Below are 18,514 nucleotides of genomic sequence, written 5' to 3' on the forward strand. Positions count from 1 at the left end.
GTTTGCCTTAGATTCGACGGGCTAGAAACAATGAATAGATTTTTTAAATGGTTTTGTGTAAAGCCCTTGTACTTCAAATTTCTAGCACCATAATAACGACTAAGAAAACATATTCATTTGACAAGCAAGATTTAGAGAGTCTATTCATGTTGGCAAGTCTGATCGGAGGAATCTTCGGTACCAAAAATGAGCGCGAACTCAAACGCATGCGTAAAATCGTAGACAAGATTAATGCGCTCGAGCCGACGATATCCGCTCTTGGCGATGCAGACTTATCTGCAAAAACTGAAGAATTTAAACAACGCTATAACAAGGGCGAAAGCCTCGATAAATTACTCCCAGAAGCATTTGCTGTCTGCCGTGAAGCAGCTAAGCGTGTGATGGGCATGCGTCACTATGACGTACAGTTGATCGGCGGTATTACCTTACACGAAGGTAAAATTGCGGAGATGCGTACAGGTGAAGGTAAAACCCTGATGGGTACCTTGGCGTGTTATTTAAACGCGATTAGTGCTCAAGGTGTTCACGTCATTACTGTGAATGACTACTTGGCACAGCGTGACGCTGAATTAAACCGTCCGCTCTTTGAATTCTTGGGTTTAAGCATCGGGATTATCTATTCCATGCAAGATCCAACAGAGAAAGCTGAAGCCTATCGTGCTGATATTACTTACGGTACCAACAATGAATTTGGTTTCGACTACTTGCGTGACAACATGGTGTTCTCGCTTGCTGAGAAAAAGCAGCGTGGTTTGATCTATGCCATCATTGACGAAGTCGATTCGATCTTAATTGATGAAGCACATGCGCCGTTGATCATTTCAGGTCAAAGTGATGACTCTTCACAGCTGTATGCTGCAATCAACAGCATCCCACCTAAACTGCATGCGCAGAAAGAAGAAAAAGTTGCGGATGGTGGTCACTTCTGGATTGATGAAAAGCAACGCTCTGTTGAAATGACTGAGGTTGGTTTTGAAACGGTTGAAAATGAACTGATTGAGATGGGCTTGTTGGCTGAAGGTGAAAGTCTATATTCATCGACCAACCTGAACTTGGTTCACCATGTGACTGCTGCCATTCGTGCACATTACTTATATCAACGCAATGTGCACTACATCATCAATGATGGTGAGGTGATCATTGTCGATGAAAACACAGGACGTACCATGCCTGGTCGTCGCTGGTCTGAGGGTTTACACCAAGCAGTTGAAGCAAAAGAAGGCTTAGAAATCCAGCCTGAAAACCAAACGCTTGCAACAACGACTTTCCAGAACTATTTCCGTCTATACAAAAAGCTTTCGGGTATGACTGGTACTGCCGATACTGAAGCTGCGGAAATGAAAGAAATTTATGGTCTAGATGTTGTCATCATTCCAACACACCGTCCAATGATTCGTCTCGACCAAAACGATTTAATCTATTTAAATCGTAATGGTAAATACAATGCGATTATTCAAGAAATTCAACGCGTGCATGAGTCTGGTGTAGCCCCAATTTTGATTGGTACTGCAACGATTGAAGCTTCTGAGATTCTCTCGGATAAATTGAAAGAAGCAGGCATTCAGCATGAAGTGTTGAACGCGAAACAACACGAACGTGAAGCGGATATTATTGCGCAAGCGGGTGCACCGCGTGCAGTGACCATCGCAACCAACATGGCAGGTCGTGGTACAGACATTCTGCTTGGTGGTAACTGGAAAGCTTTACTGGCAAAAATTGAAAACCCAACCCCTGAAGATGAAGCGCGCTTAAAAGCAGAATGGGAACAAAGCCATGAAATGGTATTGAGTTCTGGTGGCTTACACATCATTGGTTCTGAGCGTCACGAATCACGTCGTATTGATAACCAGCTTCGTGGTCGTGCAGGTCGTCAGGGTGACCCAGGTGTGTCGCGTTTCTATTTGTCTCTTGAAGATGATTTGATGCGTATCTTTGCGGGTGATCGTGTTGTGGGTATGATGCGTGCGATGGGCTTACAAGAAGACGAAGCCATTGAGCATAAAATGGTGTCACGTTCGATTGAAAATGCGCAGCGTAAGGTTGAGGCTCGTAACTTCGATATTCGTAAGAACTTATTGAAATACGATGACGTCAACAACGAACAGCGTAAAATTATTTACTCGCAACGTGATGAAGTTTTGGCAGAAAGTACATTGCAAGATTACATCGAAGAGATGCAACGTGATGTGATGCAAGGTGTGATTTCTAACTATATCCCACCTGAGTCAATTCATGATCAATGGGATATTGATGGGCTTGAAAAAGCATTACGTGAAGACCTTGCGATTGATTTGCCAATCAATCAATGGTTGGAAGATGAGCGTCGCTTAGATGAAGAATCTTTGGTTGAACGTATTACTGATGAAGTGGTACAACGCTATCGTAATCGCCGTGAACAAATGGGGGATGAAACAGCAGCAATGCTTGAGCGTCACTTCATGTTGAACTCGCTGGATCGTCACTGGAAAGATCACTTGGCGGCAATGGACTATTTACGTCAAGGTATTCACTTGCGTGGTTATGCACAGAAAAATCCTGAGCAAGAGTACAAAAAAGAAGCGTACAACTTATTTGTAAATATGTTGGCGATTATCAAATCAGACGTTGTAACTGATTTGTCTCGTGTGCATGTACCAACGGCTGAAGAGCTCGCTGAAATGGAAGCACAGAAGCAAGCTCAAGCTGAAGCGATGCAATTGAACTTGTCACATGCCGACTTTGATGGTTTATTGGCCGATGATCAAAACCACTTTGCAGAAGTAGATGCACAATACGAACCAGTAGAAGCATTTGCTGCACCTGCGAGTCGTAATGCGCCTTGCCCATGTGGTTCAGGTCTGAAATACAAACAATGTCACGGTAAAATCTAAACATGGCGTAATAAAAAGCAGAACTTTGGTTCTGCTTTTTATTGGAATGGCTAAAAAATTCTCATTGAGCTAAATTGCATATTGCTTATGATGCCAGCTAAAGCGTTGCAGAATGTGAATAGCAATTGCAGTCTTAGTCATTAAATGCTATTTAGTTGCTCATTATCTAAATCTCTAAAGTGGAAAGACAATGAAAAAAGTATTAAAACCAATCATGATCGTAGCTTTGGTGCTTCCAACTTTTGCACTTGCAGACACCACTACCGCAGCTAAAGTCCAACAAGCACGTGGCACAACCACAGCGCCTGCGGCACAAGCCAATGGCAATATTACGGTACAAAGTCCACGTACAGGTATTCGTTATACTTTTCCTAACCCAAATCAACGTCCTGTCGTATTACAAACAGCGGCTATTGCTCCGGTGAATGCAGTCACAGTGAATCGTATCGTGGCTTCAAATCCAGCACTTTCCCCTATAAGCCAAGAAAATGCTAAACAAGCACTGTTGTCTGAGTCGGCACAGCTTGCTTCAAATTAATCGTATTTTCAAATATAAAACCGATCTTCGGATTGGTTTTTTTATGTCAAAAATGAACTCACTTTGAAAAGTGAAAACAAACAAAGTCTTCTGCTCGATTTTTTCTGAAAATTCTAATAAGCTGTGGTTTTTCTAACAAATGAATTGGACGTTTAAAATGCCAGTAGGTGACGTATCAATGCCACAAATGCACGTGGTGAAAGGGGTGAGAATCGGAACGGCTGAAGCTTATGTGCGCTATCAGAACCGACGAGATCTTGTCATTTTCGAATTTGCTGAAGGAACCAACGTTGCGGGTGTTTTCACCCAAAATGCTTTTTGTGCAGCACCTGTGCATGTGTCTAAAGCGCACTTACAACAAGCAAATCCACGTTACCTTGTCATTAATACAGGGAATGCCAATGCAGGCACAGGTAAAACTGGTCTAGCAAATGCCCAAAGCACTTGCACAAAACTGGCTGAACTTGCCGATGTAAAGGCGAACGAAATCCTGCCATTCTCAACTGGGGTAATTGGTGAGCAATTGCCTTTAGAACGTTTGTGTAGTGGTTTACAGCCTGCTTTAAATAGTTTGAGTGCTGACGCTTGGGTCGACGCTGCTACTGGTATTATGACGACTGACACAACTCCGAAAGGCGCATCTGAACAGTTCGAGCTAGATGGCATCATTTATACCATGACGGGTATTTCTAAAGGTGCAGGTATGATTCGTCCAAACATGGCCACCATGTTAGGTTATGTTGCAACTGATGCACCTATCAGCCGTAATTTGGTTCAGCAACTTTTGAGTGAAACAGCGAATGTTTCGTTCAACAGAATTACCATTGATGGTGATACTTCGACCAATGATTCATGTATCTTTGCAGCCACAGGACAAGCTGGTGGTATTGAAATTCAGTCCACAAATGATCCACGTTATGCTGTAGTCTTAGATGTATTGACCCGTATAATGAAACGCCTTGCACAACTGATTGTACGCGATGGTGAAGGTGCAACTAAGTTTATTACGGTTGCAGTTGAAGGTGGGAATGATACACAAGAGTGTTGCGATATTGCCTATAGTATTGCGCATTCGCCTTTGGTGAAAACTGCAATTTTTGCATCAGATCCGAACTGGGGACGCATCTTGGCTGCGATTGGTTATGCGGGTGTTAAAAATTTAGATGTTGAAAAAATCCAAGTTTGGTTAGATGATGTGCAAATCTGTAAGGATGGTGGAGCGGCAGTTGATTACACGGAAGCAGAAGGTGCTCGTGTAATGTCGCAAGCGGAAATGACCATTCGTGTAGACCTTGGACGCGGAGCGGCGAAAGACACAGTCTATACCTGTGACTTATCTTATGATTATGTGAAGATTAATGCGGACTACCGCTCTTAATCTGAACATGCTCAAGAAAGCCTCCATTGGAGGCTTTTTTATCTTGAGTGCTTTTGAATGATTGGTCAAAAGCCTAAATGCCATTTGACCAATAAATTGAGTGTGGGAATTGCTTGTTGATAAGCATGAAGGGATGGATGAATGATGAACAATGCGACCAATTTAATTGCCAATGAAGCAAAATCAATTGTGCAGGCGCATTTGGACCGTTTGGGTGAGACCAAAGAGTCACAGCTGAGCGAGGAGGCAAAACAGGAAAAATTTGCCCTAATCTTGGCTGAGCTGAAAAAACGCGATGCAGTTTTGGTAGCACATTACTATTGCGATCCAGAAGTGCAGGAATTGGCCGAGTTAAGTGGTGGCTGCGTATCCGACTCATTGGAAATGGCACGTTTTGGTCGTGATCATCCGGCATCTACCTTAGTGGTGGCGGGCGTTAAATTTATGGGGGAAACTTCAAAGATTTTATCGCCAAATAAAACCATTCTCATGCCCACTTTGGAAGCCACATGCTCTTTAGATTTGGGCTGTCCAGTCGATGAGTTTAGCCAGTTTTGTGATGCACATCCTGATCATACCGTTGTGGTTTATGCCAATACTTCAGCCGCAGTGAAAGCCCGTGCCGATTGGGTGGTGACTTCAAGCTGTGCAGTTGAGATTATTGAGCACTTAGATAGTTTGGGTGAAAAAATTATTTGGGCGCCCGATCAGCATTTGGGACGTTATATCCAAAAGAAAACAGGTGCAGACATGTTACTTTGGGATGGGGCATGTATTGTGCATGAAGAGTTCCGTGCGCGCGGTATTGCTCAAATGAAAGCACTTTATCCAGATGCTGCTGTTTTGGTCCATCCAGAGTCACCTGAATCTGTGGTTGATATTGCCGATGCTGTCGGGAGCACATCACAACTGATTAAAGCTGCTCAGACTTTGCCACATGAGCGATTGATCGTTGCGACGGATCGGGGTATTTTCTACAAAATGCAACAAGCCGTACCCAATAAAATTTTAGTTGAAGCCCCGACAGCAGGTGAGGGTGCAACTTGTCGGTCTTGTGCACACTGCCCGTGGATGGCAATGAATGAGCTAGATGGTATTTTGGAGGTTTTACAAAAAGGGGATCAAGAAATTTTTGTTGATCCTGCTTTGGCAGAACGTGCAAAACTACCTTTAGATCGGATGTTGGATTTCAGTGCATCATTAAAACGTTAAATTTTGTATAAAAAACAGCTGAAACGCTTGATTAATATACATTTGACGTGATTTTTTTACTTTTTTTAAATATAGGTGTTGACGTTATCAAGCGTCGCGCCTAGAATGCACACCGTACCGAACGAGATGTTCGATACGAAAAGCTGAGATGAATCGGAGCATAGCACAGCCTGGTAGTGCACCTGGTTTGGGACCAGGGGGTCGTAGGTTCGAATCCTACTGCTCCGACCAATTCTTCAAGGCAAGGTTTTCCATAATACCTCGTATTATTGGTCATGCGCCTGTAGCTCAGTTGGATAGAGCATCCGCCTTCTAAGCGGATGGTCACAGGTTCGAATCCTGTCAGGCGCGCCATTTGGTAGCTTGGTATATAAGAACCGAAACATGATGGTGGATGTAGCTCAGTTGGTAGAGCCCTGGATTGTGATTCCAGTTGTCGCGGGTTCGAATCCCGTCATTCACCCCAACTTTAAAAAGTTGAAATCGGAGCATAGCACAGCCTGGTAGTGCACCTGGTTTGGGACCAGGGGGTCGTAGGTTCGAATCCTACTGCTCCGACCATTTATTAAAATGGTCGAGATAAAGATACCGCGTTAAGCGGTTTTTTTATGCCTGAAATTTAGTGAAGTGCGTAAAAAAAGCCTTCGTGATGAAGGCTTAATTTAAGATACAAGCGAAGCAGATAATGTTTAAGGAATAATAATAATATTCACACGACGATTCAACGCTCGATTTTCTTCACTGTTATTTTCAACCAGTGGTTGTGAAGCACCACGACCAAGGGACTGAATATTTTGAGTTTTGAATCCTGTTTCAATAAAGATTTGACTGACGCTAGCTGCACGTTTTTCTGACAGTGTTTGATTATATGCTGGGTCTCCAATATTATCCGTATGTCCGACCACTTTGATTGTATTCAGATTATATTGTTGAAGTTGTTTTGATAGTGCCTCTAGCGGAGGCTTTTGAGTGGCTTGAATATCGGATTGGTCAAAGCCAAACAATAATTTTTCAGGCAGTCTCAGCGTCCAGCCTTCTTCGGTCAGGGTAAAGCCTTGTTTCTTCAACATGCGCGCCTGTTTATAGTTGAGATGTCCTAAACTGAGGCAGCCTGATAGGATGGTCATAAGACTTGTGACGATAATTAATTTATAAAGATGTTTTAGCATACGGCTTCCTAATAAATATCTTGACAGGGGGTGATATACCACCCTTGAGCTAAGTTTTTGGCTTTATACATGGCATTATCGGCTTCAGCAATCAGGTCTTCGGGCGTTGTTGCACATTTGGAAAAGGCCACGCCAATACTGAAACTGAAATAAATTTGTTGTTGGTCGAAATTCAGGGGAGCTCGGCTACATGCAATTAAGTGCTCACAGATCTGCTCTAAGTGCTCATAATGTTTGATATTGCGAACGAGAATAGCAAACTCATCTCCACCTAATCGTGCAACGACATCATAATTACGAACATTCTTCTTTAAGCGTAGAGCCATTTCTTTTAAAACTGCATCGCCTGCTAAATGCCCATAAGCATCATTAATATATTTGAAATTATTATTATCAATAAAGAATAATGCAGTTTGATTTTCCTCTAGATTTTCAAACTGATTACATAAAATATTGTAGAAATAATGTCGGTTTGGTAGCTCTGTTAGTTGGTCGTGTAGAGCTTTATGAGATAGCAGTGAATTTTCGCTTTGTAGTTTTTCATTGGTGCGTTGCACCTTGTCTAGCAAATTGTTAAAAGCACCACTAATCACTCGAAATTCATAAATGGGTGAAGATGGTAGCCGGGCTTGGTAATTGGTATCAAGATTTAAACTTTCAACGGTGTTAACCATAGGTTGAATAGAGTGCATCAGTTTTCGATAGGTAGAATGTACTAACCACAGCATCACTAATAGAATAATAAAAATACCAATAGATAAGCAGATCAACATCTGAAAGAAAAAACTCATCAGTTGATTTGCACTACCATGAATAATCAAAGTGCCGTACTGGTTATTTTTGTGCTTAATGCTTTGACTAACAGGATCTGCAAAAAAGACCCGATTAAATAGATTTTCCAGCCATGCAAACTCAGTTCGATTTTTGTACACGGCTGCAAGAGTATCGCCTTGCATGTCCTTTACCACAATTGCGCGTATTGGATACTGTTGAATGTGGTTGTTCAGTGTTTGTTGTAGTGTAATACGGTCATTAAAAATGACTGCGGGTTGGATTTGTTCACTTAGGGTTGCACTCAAGATATTTAAGCTTTGCTTGGCATAGGTGTTCATGGTGTAACTTGAAATAACAATAAAAATTAAGCTACAAATACCAAGTGTCAGTGAAAAAATTAGCAATTGGGACTGACTAAAAATCTTTTGTAAAGATGTGTTGTAGTGCTTACGAAACATTGTGTTAAGGCTCCGTAGATTTTGCTAATAATAAAACACGCGGATCTACATGAGCACGCGATTGAGAAAGGCTGCTTAAATTCACTTTAAAAGAAGTTCTAGTTTTACTCTGGTATAAGCAAAAAGCACTGCCTAATTCACATTCAGCATTATTCGAACTGAATGTAAGGGGCGCATCTTTTAAACTATTAATAATATTTTGCTCTTCACGAGGTGTATATGTTGAGAAAAAGACTGCATTACACATCACTTTATTGAGTTCAGATAAGTTAATAGCTTGAATTTGGTAAGCGCTTTTGAGTTGCTGATTGACTTGTGCAAACTGATTAGAGAGTTGAGTGTTATTTAAAATACATAAAGAAACAGGATTTGGGGTATTCCATCGAACATAGCTTAAGATAGTCAATGTGGTCGTGGGGAGATTAAGTTGAGGTTGTGCCTGTACCTGTGAAATCATTACACAAGACAAGAGCACACAATAAATTCTGTATTTAAAAGCTGTCATTATTCATTTTGCTTGGCAGCGAGATAGAGCATATCTTAACGAAAAATAAACAAGGATAGTAAAAAATGCTTTAATAATCGTCAAAAACAACAAATTTGACTAAAAAACACCCACTCGAAATAATAATTGCTGTAAAGGGGTTGCAAGGGGATAGAAATGCTGTAGAATGCACATCCATCGGCGGTGATTAAGATTAAAACTTCTGATAAAACAGTAACTTAGTTGAAAGTGATTGAGTTGGGTTTTAGAAAGAGAGTTTAAAATAATTTAAATTACCAGTTGACTTTTAAGAGATTGAGAGTAATATAGCCGACCTAGCTTGATGGTGACGAACCATTGAGAAGATCATTAAGAGATTATGAAGAACAACTTGTGTGGATTTTTACTGATTGATCGATCGAAAATATTTCATTGATTGATGGTAGAAATTACTCGAAGTTTATTTGAGCGAATTTTTAGTCAGAAAATTGATGAGCCAGAATTGTGACCTTAAGTCACTAAATGATTTTAACTGAAGAGTTTGATCATGGCTCAGATTGAACGCTGGCGGCAGGCTTAACACATGCAAGTCGAGCGGGGGGAGGTAGCTTGCTACCTAACCTAGCGGCGGACGGGTGAGTAATGCTTAGGAATCTGCCTATTAGTGGGGGACAACATTTCGAAAGGGATGCTAATACCGCATACGCCCTAAGGGGGAAAGCAGGGGATCTTCGGACCTTGCGCTAATAGATGAGCCTAAGTCGGATTAGCTAGTTGGTGGGGTAAAGGCCTACCAAGGCGACGATCTGTAGCGGGTCTGAGAGGATGATCCGCCACACTGGGACTGAGACACGGCCCAGACTCCTACGGGAGGCAGCAGTGGGGAATATTGGACAATGGGGGGAACCCTGATCCAGCCATGCCGCGTGTGTGAAGAAGGCCTTTTGGTTGTAAAGCACTTTAAGCGAGGAGGAGGCTACCGAGATTAATACTCTTGGATAGTGGACGTTACTCGCAGAATAAGCACCGGCTAACTCTGTGCCAGCAGCCGCGGTAATACAGAGGGTGCGAGCGTTAATCGGATTTACTGGGCGTAAAGCGTGCGTAGGCGGCTTTTTAAGTCGGATGTGAAATCCCCGAGCTTAACTTGGGAATTGCATTCGATACTGGGAAGCTAGAGTATGGGAGAGGATGGTAGAATTCCAGGTGTAGCGGTGAAATGCGTAGAGATCTGGAGGAATACCGATGGCGAAGGCAGCCATCTGGCCTAATACTGACGCTGAGGTACGAAAGCATGGGGAGCAAACAGGATTAGATACCCTGGTAGTCCATGCCGTAAACGATGTCTACTAGCCGTTGGGGCCTTTGAGGCTTTAGTGGCGCAGCTAACGCGATAAGTAGACCGCCTGGGGAGTACGGTCGCAAGACTAAAACTCAAATGAATTGACGGGGGCCCGCACAAGCGGTGGAGCATGTGGTTTAATTCGATGCAACGCGAAGAACCTTACCTGGTCTTGACATAGTAAGAACTTTCCAGAGATGGATTGGTGCCTTCGGGAACTTACATACAGGTGCTGCATGGCTGTCGTCAGCTCGTGTCGTGAGATGTTGGGTTAAGTCCCGCAACGAGCGCAACCCTTTTCCTTATTTGCCAGCACTTCGGGTGGGAACTTTAAGGATACTGCCAGTGACAAACTGGAGGAAGGCGGGGACGACGTCAAGTCATCATGGCCCTTACGACCAGGGCTACACACGTGCTACAATGGTCGGTACAAAGGGTTGCTACCTAGCGATAGGATGCTAATCTCAAAAAGCCGATCGTAGTCCGGATTGGAGTCTGCAACTCGACTCCATGAAGTCGGAATCGCTAGTAATCGCGGATCAGAATGCCGCGGTGAATACGTTCCCGGGCCTTGTACACACCGCCCGTCACACCATGGGAGTTTGTTGCACCAGAAGTAGGTAGTCTAACCGCAAGGAGGACGCTTACCACGGTGTGGCCGATGACTGGGGTGAAGTCGTAACAAGGTAGCCGTAGGGGAACCTGCGGCTGGATCACCTCCTTAACGAAAGATTGACGATTGGTAAGAATCCACAACAAGTTGTTCTTCATGACGATGTATCTGAGGGTCTGTAGCTCAGTTGGTTAGAGCACACGCTTGATAAGCGTGGGGTCACAAGTTCAAGTCTTGTCAGACCCACCAAATCTGACTAACAAGCATTGTTAAATGCTGAATACAGAAAAACAGAGACATTGACTTATTGATAAGCTGGGGACTTAGCTTAGTTGGTAGAGCGCCTGCTTTGCACGCAGGAGGTCAGGAGTTCGACTCTCCTAGTCTCCACCATAGATTATAGAAATTAGTAAGTTAAAGCTTATTAACTTCTGTGATTTATCGCAGTTTCCTGACCTGACGAAGGCTGGAAAAATCATTAACAGAATATATTTGAGTTGAAATAATTTGTTCATACTCGTTTTTAAGATCGACATTAACAGTGATTTATTACTGGATGGTGAAGATTGAAGAAATGAGTTACTAGCGAAATTAACTGAATCAAGCGTTTTGGTATGTGAATTGAATTGAAGCTGTACGTAGTTAAATCTACAAGGCTCCAACTGTAGCGATTAAGTTCGCGACGCAATATCCTACTTGTAGGGATTAGCGACTGTTTGGGGTTGTATAGTCAAGTAATTAAGTGCATGTGGTGGATGCCTTGGCAGTCAGAGGCGAAGAAAGACGTAATAGCCTGCGATAAGCTCCGGGGAGGCGGCAAATATCCTGTGATCCGGAGATTTCTGAATGGGGAAACCCACCTGTCATAAGGCAGGTATCGTATGATGAATACATAGTCATACGAGGCGAACGAGGGGAAGTGAAACATCTCAGTACCCTTAGGAAAAGAAATCAATTGAGATTCCCTCAGTAGCGGCGAGCGAACGGGGAAAAGCCCATTAAGTCATATAAGTTTTAGTGGAATGCTCTGGGAAGTGCAACCATAGTGGGTGATAGTCCTGTACACGAAAGGGCTTATATGATGATGTCGAGTAGGGCGGGGCACGTGAAACCTTGTCTGAATATGGGGGGACCATCCTCCAAGGCTAAATACTCCTGACTGACCGATAGTGAACCAGTACCGTGAGGGAAAGGCGAAAAGAACCCCTGTGAGGGGAGTGAAATAGATCCTGAAACCGCATGCATACAAGCAGTGGGAGCCGACATGTTCGGTGACTGCGTACCTTTTGTATAATGGGTCAGCGACTTACATTCAGTAGCGAGGTTAACCGCATAGGGGAGCCGTAGAGAAATCGAGTCTTAATAGGGCGTTTAGTTGCTGGGTGTAGACCCGAAACCGGGTGATCTATCCATGAGCAGGTTGAAGGTTGGGTAACACTAACTGGAGGACCGAACCCACTGTCGTTGAAAAGCCAGGGGATGACTTGTGGATAGGGGTGAAAGGCTAATCAAACTCGGTGATAGCTGGTTCTCCCCGAAAGCTATTTAGGTAGCGCCTCGGACGAATACCATTGGGGGTAGAGCACTGTTTCGGCTAGGGGGTCATCCCGACTTACCAAACCGATGCAAACTCCGAATACCAATGAGTACTATCCGGGAGACAGACTGCGGGTGCTAACGTCCGTAGTCAAGAGGAAAACAATCCAGACCGCCAGCTAAGGCCCCAAAATTATAGTTAAGTGGGAAACGATGTGGGAAGGCATAGACAGCTAGGAGGTTGGCTTAGAAGCAGCCACCCTTTAAAGAAAGCGTAATAGCTCACTAGTCGAGTCGGCCTGCGCGGAAGATGTAACGGGGCTAAAACTATATGCCGAAGCTGCGGATTTGCAATTTATTGCAAGTGGTAGGGGAGCGTTCTGTAAGCCGATGAAGGTGTATTGAGAAGTATGCTGGAGGTATCAGAAGTGCGAATGCTGACGTGAGTAACGACAAAACGGGTGAAAAACCCGTTCGCTGAAAGACCAAGGGTTCCAGTCCAACGTTAATCGGGGCTGGGTGAGTCGACCCCTAAGGCGAGGCCGAGAGGCGTAGTCGATGGGAAATTGGTTAATATTCCAATACTTCTATGTAATGCGATGAGAGGACGGAGAAGGTTAAGTCAGCCTGGCGTTGGTTGTCCAGGTGGAAGGTTGTAGGCATGTATCTTAGGCAAATCCGGGGTACTCTATGCTGAGAACTGATAGCAAGCTGTACTTGTACAGTGAAGTGGCTGATACCATGCTTCCAGGAAAAGTCTCTAAGCTTCAGTTACATAGGAATCGTACCCGAAACCGACACAGGTGGTCAGGTCGAGTAGACCAAAGCGCTTGAGAGAACTCTGCTGAAGGAACTAGGCAAAATGGTACCGTAACTTCGGGAGAAGGTACGCTGCCGACGGTGATAGGATTTACTCCTTGAGCTATTGGCAGCCACAGAAACCAGGCCCCTGCAACTGTTTATTAAAAACATAGCACTCTGCAAACACGAAAGTGGACGTATAGGGTGTGATGCCTGCCCGGTGCTGGAAGGTTAATTGATGGGGTTAGCGTAAGCGAAGCTCTTGATCGAAGCCCCAGTAAACGGCGGCCGTAACTATAACGGTCCTAAGGTAGCGAAATTCCTTGTCGGGTAAGTTCCGACCTGCACGAATGGCATAATGATGGGGGCGCTGTCTCCAGCAGAGGCTCAGTGAAATCGAATTCGCCGTGAAGATGCGGTGTACCCGCGGCTAGACGGAAAGACCCCGTGAACCTTTACTGCAGCTTGACATTGAACTTTGATCTTACTTGTGTAGGATAGGTGGGAGGCTTTGAAACCGAGACGCTAGTTTCGGTGGAGCCAATCTTGAAATACCACCCTGGTAATATTGAGGTTCTAACTCTGTCCCGTAATCCGGGACGAGGACCATGTCTGGTGGGTAGTTTGACTGGGGCGGTCTCCTCCTAAAGAGTAACGGAGGAGTACGAAGGTGCGCTCAGCGTGGTCGGAAATCACGCGTAGAGTATAAAGGCAAAAGCGCGCTTAACTGCGAGACCCACAAGTCGAGCAGGTACGAAAGTAGGTCTTAGTGATCCGGTGGTTCTGTATGGAAGGGCCATCGCTCAACGGATAAAAGGTACTCTGGGGATAACAGGCTGATACCGCCCAAGAGTTCATATCGACGGCGGTGTTTGGCACCTCGATGTCGGCTCATCTCATCCTGGGGCTGAAGCAGGTCCCAAGGGTATGGCTGTTCGCCATTTAAAGAGGTACGCGAGCTGGGTTTAGAACGTCGTGAGACAGTTCGGTCCCTATCTACCGTGGGCGTTGGAAATTTGAGAGGATCTGCTCCTAGTACGAGAGGACCAGAGTGGACGAACCTCTGGTGTACCGGTTGTGACGCCAGTCGCATCGCCGGGTAGCTATGTTCGGAAGGGATAACCGCTGAAAGCATCTAAGCGGGAAGCCTACCTCAAGATAAGATTTCCCTAGGACTTTATGTCCTCTAAAGAGCCGTTGAAGACTACGACGTTGATAGGTTGGATGTGGAAGCATAGTGATATGTGAAGCTGACCAATACTAATTGCTCGTGAGGCTTGACTATACAACACCCAAACAGTTGGTGTTGTGGTTCAAATCACTGCAAATACCTTGATTTAGTTATAAAGCTAAGTACAATGTGCAAATTAAATTAACTCAGATGTTCTGTTAATAACTCATTTGATGAAAGTTAGGCATACACAATGTGTAAATAAGACCAAACGAATAGTCATAAACAGTTGTGCTGGCGACAATAGCAAGAGTGAACCACCTGATCCCTTCCCGAACTCAGAAGTGAAACCTCTTAGCGCTGATGGTAGTGTGGCGTTTGCCATGTGAGAGTAAGTCATCGCCAGCTCATTATTCAAAAGCCCCCTAACTTAATTGTTAGGGGGCTTTTTTTATTATGCGGTTAGTGAATCGGGAAGAGGTTTATCAAAAAATAAATAAAAATGATGTTTCGAGTTATTGATGGTCTCTATGGCTAATATTAACTTAATTAAATTTATAGAAAGTTTTTAAACATGGATTGGATTACCTTTAATGAATATGCTTTTATATATTCGGTCTAAAATTAAATTTTGAGGTGGTTTAATGAAACTTAGTTCATTCTCCCCAATCCCTGAAAGCGATGATGAACTGCATTTACCTGAATTGGTTTATTGGGCATCTTTAGGTGAGTTGGCAGAAGTTGAAAAAAGTCTTGCCAGCGGTACAGATGTGAATTCTACTGATGATGAAGGCTATAGCGCGCTTCAAGCTGCTGCTGAAAATGGTTATCTAGATGTGGTGAAACTACTGGTTGAAAAAGGCGCAAATGTTCAGTACAAAGGTGAATATACTGCATTACAACTGGCTGAAATGGCGGAACAATTAGAAATTGCCTCCTATTTAAAAAGTCTGTAATTTTAGAAAGTGAATACAAGGGCTTGATGAATTTCAGGCTTTTTTATTTTATAAAGCTTTTAATTAGATTGATTGGATTTAGCTTCGCTCAAGACTAGTGATTGGATATTTACTGGGACACATAAGCTGATCACGGAATAGCTAGGAGTATTGCATTTGTTGGTAGCTTCATTGACCCAAATCCTGCCCATATTTTCCAAATCAAATTATATAGTTTTACGCGAGTTTAAGGAAAGATGTTCAGCTTCAATGCAGATGATATATCACAGTATGTTTTGGCTACATGACTAAAGCATCCAGTAATTTCGAGTGTTTTGTGATGGCGGTTAACCAATTAATATTGATTGATGCACCTAGAATAATGAAAAAACCATCGTTTTTTAATGCGCGTGTGCTAAGTCCGTATCCGAGGTGGTCTTGCATAGCTTCTTTCTTTATTTGACAGTGTAGATTTCGCTGTGCTCAATACTGTGCAATCTACAAAATAGGAGGCTGAATTTACGCATTATGTTCTACAGCTATGTTTGAGGTTCTTAATAATACTTTTGAGTTGTGTAAATTACTTTAAAAAATATCTATACGTAGGTTTTTACAAAGTTGAATGACGATGATGTTTTTATTTAATTGGCCCTTATAGCGAACTGAAAGTATGCGTTGAGTCTATTAAAATAGGATGGGATGATTTATTTTTTCTTAATTGATAAAAATCTGTGTAAAGCATGATGTTGTGTTATTCAGGTTGCGTAAAATAATATGCTCAAAATTTGTAGGTTTTTTGAATTTTTTATGCTATAAAAAATAAAACGGCACAAAAATTGCTTGTAATGCGTGCTTTAGAAAAGTTGTATAAAAGAGTAGGGATCTATGAAGTTATCTGTTGGATTGAAAGTTGCGAACTCTTTGTCGCTAACCCCCCAATTACAACAAGCTATTCGATTGCTTCAATTGTCGAGCCTTGAACTTGAACAAGAAATTCAGATCCAACTCGATAGCAACCCGCTTTTAGAAAAAGTAGAAGAACAATCTTCAATGGAAAGCTTATCTAGTGTACAAGAGCAAGAAGTAGATAAGAAAGACTTAACCAATGAACTGAATGCTGACCATTTGCCTGATGATTTACCTGTCGATACAGATTGGGATGATGTTTATACACATCAGCCGACAAGTCTCGGTGCGGCAGAATTTGAAGAGCGTGAAGATAACCGCCAAGGGCATTTGGGTTTAAAAGAGCATATGCTCGAGCAAATTAATCTTTTGCATTTTTCGCAAGTGGATCAGTTGATTGCTTATTGCATTATTGACTCATTAGATGATAAAGGATTTTTAGATAGCGATATTTCAGAAATTACGACTTCAGTTCAGCACCTTTTAGAAAGTATGGACTATGACGATGAAGTGGAAGATGATGAAGTCGTTGTCGTGCTCAAACATATTCAGCGTTTAGATCCATTGGGTGTTGGTTCTCGTAATTTGGCTGAGTGTTTAATGGTGCAGTTAGAAGCCTTGCCTGTACAAACTGTTTGTCGAAATGATGCCATGATTTTACTGAAAAATTATGAGCTGTTAATTACCAATGAGTTGGCTAAACTGATTAAACAAACAGGGCTGAATCAAGAGCAATTAAAATGTGCAGTGGATTTATTAAAAACTTTAAAAGCACATCCAGGATTGGAATTTGAAGATAAAGACTCGGATTATCAAATTCCTGATGTCGTGGTCATGAAGAAAAATGAGCAATGGCAAGTGGCATTGAATCCAGACATTATGCCTAAACTGCGTATTAACTCTTTTTATGCCAATATGATTAAACGTGCTGATCAAAGTGATGATAATCAGTACTTACGTAATCAGATGTTGGATGCGAAAAACTTTATTAAAAGTGTCGACGAACGGCATAAGACCTTGTTGAAAGTGGCGACGTGTATCATTGAACATCAACGCGCATTTTTAGAAATTGGTGCTGAAGGCATGAAGCCTTTGGTCCTTCGCGATATTGCCGAAGAGGTAGAATTACACGAATCGACCGTTTCTCGCGTAACTACAAATAAATATATGCTGACGCCACGCGGCTTGTTCGAGTTGAAATATTTCTTTTCAAGTCATGTCGGTACAACTTCAGGTGGCGAAGCATCTTCAACTGCAATTCGCGCCAAGATTAAAAAATTGATTGCTGAAGAGAATGCTCGTAAACCTTTGTCTGACAATGCAATTGCCAATCTTTTAAAAGATGATGGGATTGATGTTGCTCGTCGGACGGTGGCAAAGTATCGTGAATCGTTACATATTCCGTCATCTTCTGAACGAAAAGTCTTGATCTAAAATTTAAAATCTGACTATTCTAGAGGTTCATTATGACAACATAATGAACCTCTTTTTTCTTTAAGGAATGGCTAAAATGATTTGATGTTTCTATACGCACTGGTTGTTTTGCAGTCATTAAATCGTCTTGGCTTTTCCTCATTAATCCTAATGAAGGTGAGGGATAGATATATGCAAATAACAATTCGTGGACACCATTTAAGCATTACCCCAGCTATTGAAGATACTATTCGCTGCAAGTTTGCAGAAATGACCAAGCATATTGATCAAGTGAACAGTATGCAGGTAAAATTGACCAAAGATCATCAGGTCGATAAACATACTAAAAAAGGCAGTAGCAATCATATTGCAGAAGCAATTATCCGTTTACCGGGCATTGAATTTTTTGCTCAGGCTTCAGCAGATGATATGTATACGTCGATTAAAAAATTATCAGAAAAACTCAAAAGACAGCTCGATAAGCATCGTAAAATGCAGCAAGTTTACTAACCTATTGCCATTTAGTTTGATTTTTAAGCAAAAAGAGGTTTTTTTGAACCTCTTTTTTTATATATAAAGTGTATGGGTCTAATGCTTTATTTTTCAGATTTATAGTAAAATGGCAGGTTTTTACACCGTTGGTCCTATAAGAGGTCTTTGTGATGAATAGTGAACAGCTCACTGAAATTTTAAAAGCTGCTTTTCCTGAAGCTGAGGTTGCAGTTAGTGGGCAAGGCGGAAAGTTTGACTTACGTATTGTCGATGATCAATTCGAAGGCAAGCGTCCTGTTGCGCGTCAGCAAGCTGTTTATGCACCATTAAATTCTTATATCGCAAGTGGCGAAGTGCATGCGGTGACTATTCGTGCAATGACTAAAGAAGAATGGCGTAAAGCAAGCTTATTCGGAGCTTAA

11 protein-coding genes, 6 tRNA genes and 3 rRNA genes are annotated in these 18,514 nt (G+C 42.6%); 17 read left to right on the forward strand and 3 right to left on the reverse strand.

Annotated elements, in window-relative coordinates:
* The first annotated feature begins 146 nt into the window (after positions 1-146).
* The 8 genes from secA to ACZ8ZH_RS02910 all read left to right on the forward strand — a co-directional run bounded on the left by secA (position 147) and on the right by ACZ8ZH_RS02910 (position 6,559).
* Complete coding sequence (gene secA / locus ACZ8ZH_RS02875; RefSeq protein ID WP_470247841.1) at positions 147-2,870, forward strand: preprotein translocase subunit SecA; 2,724 nt, start codon at positions 147-149, stop codon at positions 2,868-2,870.
* Between the two features lie 190 nt (positions 2,871-3,060).
* Positions 3,061-3,408, forward strand: coding sequence for a hypothetical protein (locus ACZ8ZH_RS02880; protein ID WP_119064638.1), 348 nt, complete (start codon positions 3,061-3,063; stop codon positions 3,406-3,408).
* Between the two features lie 157 nt (positions 3,409-3,565).
* Entirely contained in the window at positions 3,566-4,786 is a 1,221-nt protein-coding gene (argJ, locus tag ACZ8ZH_RS02885; RefSeq protein ID WP_086210392.1) for a bifunctional glutamate N-acetyltransferase/amino-acid acetyltransferase ArgJ, read from the forward strand.
* Positions 4,787-4,930: 144 nt separating this feature from the next.
* Entirely contained in the window at positions 4,931-5,998 is a 1,068-nt protein-coding gene (gene nadA, locus ACZ8ZH_RS02890; RefSeq protein WP_086210391.1) for a quinolinate synthase NadA, read from the forward strand.
* Positions 5,999-6,152: 154 nt separating this feature from the next.
* Positions 6,153-6,229 (forward strand) — tRNA-Pro (locus ACZ8ZH_RS02895).
* 46 nt (positions 6,230-6,275) lie between these two features.
* A tRNA-Arg gene (locus ACZ8ZH_RS02900) sits at positions 6,276-6,352 on the forward strand.
* Between the two features lie 36 nt (positions 6,353-6,388).
* Positions 6,389-6,464: transfer RNA gene (locus ACZ8ZH_RS02905), tRNA-His, on the forward strand.
* 18 nt (positions 6,465-6,482) lie between these two features.
* Positions 6,483-6,559 (forward strand) — tRNA-Pro (locus ACZ8ZH_RS02910).
* 128 nt (positions 6,560-6,687) lie between these two features.
* On the opposite strand, the gene yfiB is transcribed toward ACZ8ZH_RS02910, so the two are convergent.
* The 3 genes from yfiB to yfiR are packed head-to-tail and all read right to left on the reverse strand — an operon-like array spanning position 6,688 to position 8,856.
* Positions 6,688-7,167, reverse strand: coding sequence for an outer membrane lipoprotein YfiB (yfiB, locus tag ACZ8ZH_RS02915; protein ID WP_110975763.1), 480 nt, complete (start codon positions 7,165-7,167; stop codon positions 6,688-6,690).
* Between the two features lie 8 nt (positions 7,168-7,175).
* A complete protein-coding gene (gene dgcN / locus ACZ8ZH_RS02920; RefSeq protein ID WP_119064636.1) occupies positions 7,176-8,399 on the reverse strand; it encodes a diguanylate cyclase DgcN/YfiN in 1,224 nt (407 codons plus the stop codon).
* 4 nt (positions 8,400-8,403) lie between these two features.
* Positions 8,404-8,856 (reverse strand): regulatory sequestration protein YfiR, encoded by a 453-nt coding sequence (gene yfiR / locus ACZ8ZH_RS02925; RefSeq protein ID WP_228199454.1) that lies wholly within the window; start codon positions 8,854-8,856, stop codon positions 8,404-8,406.
* 556 nt (positions 8,857-9,412) lie between these two features.
* On the opposite strand from yfiR, the gene ACZ8ZH_RS02930 reads away from it, so the two are divergent.
* The 9 genes from ACZ8ZH_RS02930 to ibaG all read left to right on the forward strand — a co-directional run bounded on the left by ACZ8ZH_RS02930 (position 9,413) and on the right by ibaG (position 18,514).
* A 16S ribosomal RNA gene (locus tag ACZ8ZH_RS02930) occupies positions 9,413-10,949 on the forward strand.
* Between the two features lie 61 nt (positions 10,950-11,010).
* A tRNA-Ile gene (locus ACZ8ZH_RS02935) sits at positions 11,011-11,087 on the forward strand.
* A gap of 68 nt (positions 11,088-11,155) precedes the next feature.
* A tRNA-Ala gene (locus tag ACZ8ZH_RS02940) sits at positions 11,156-11,231 on the forward strand.
* A gap of 335 nt (positions 11,232-11,566) precedes the next feature.
* Positions 11,567-14,460, forward strand: a 23S ribosomal RNA gene (locus ACZ8ZH_RS02945).
* Between the two features lie 179 nt (positions 14,461-14,639).
* Positions 14,640-14,754 (forward strand): 5S ribosomal RNA (gene rrf / locus ACZ8ZH_RS02950).
* The 16S, 23S and 5S rRNA genes sit together here with 2 tRNA genes alongside, the layout of an rRNA operon.
* A 236-nt stretch (positions 14,755-14,990) precedes the next feature.
* Positions 14,991-15,302 (forward strand): ankyrin repeat domain-containing protein, encoded by a 312-nt coding sequence (locus ACZ8ZH_RS02955; RefSeq protein ID WP_086210789.1) that lies wholly within the window; start codon positions 14,991-14,993, stop codon positions 15,300-15,302.
* 864 nt (positions 15,303-16,166) lie between these two features.
* Complete coding sequence (locus ACZ8ZH_RS02960) at positions 16,167-17,621, forward strand: RNA polymerase factor sigma-54 (protein ID WP_086210788.1); 1,455 nt, start codon at positions 16,167-16,169, stop codon at positions 17,619-17,621.
* A 171-nt stretch (positions 17,622-17,792) separates the two neighbouring features.
* Positions 17,793-18,110, forward strand: coding sequence for a ribosome hibernation-promoting factor, HPF/YfiA family (hpf, locus tag ACZ8ZH_RS02965; protein ID WP_119064974.1), 318 nt, complete (start codon positions 17,793-17,795; stop codon positions 18,108-18,110).
* 152 nt (positions 18,111-18,262) lie between these two features.
* The gene (ibaG, locus tag ACZ8ZH_RS02970; protein ID WP_004695019.1) at positions 18,263-18,514 is read left to right on the forward strand and encodes a BolA family iron metabolism protein IbaG; all 252 of its coding nucleotides are present in this window, start codon (positions 18,263-18,265) and stop codon (positions 18,512-18,514) included.

It is taken from the genome of Acinetobacter sp. SW-226, from assembly GCF_055632855.1.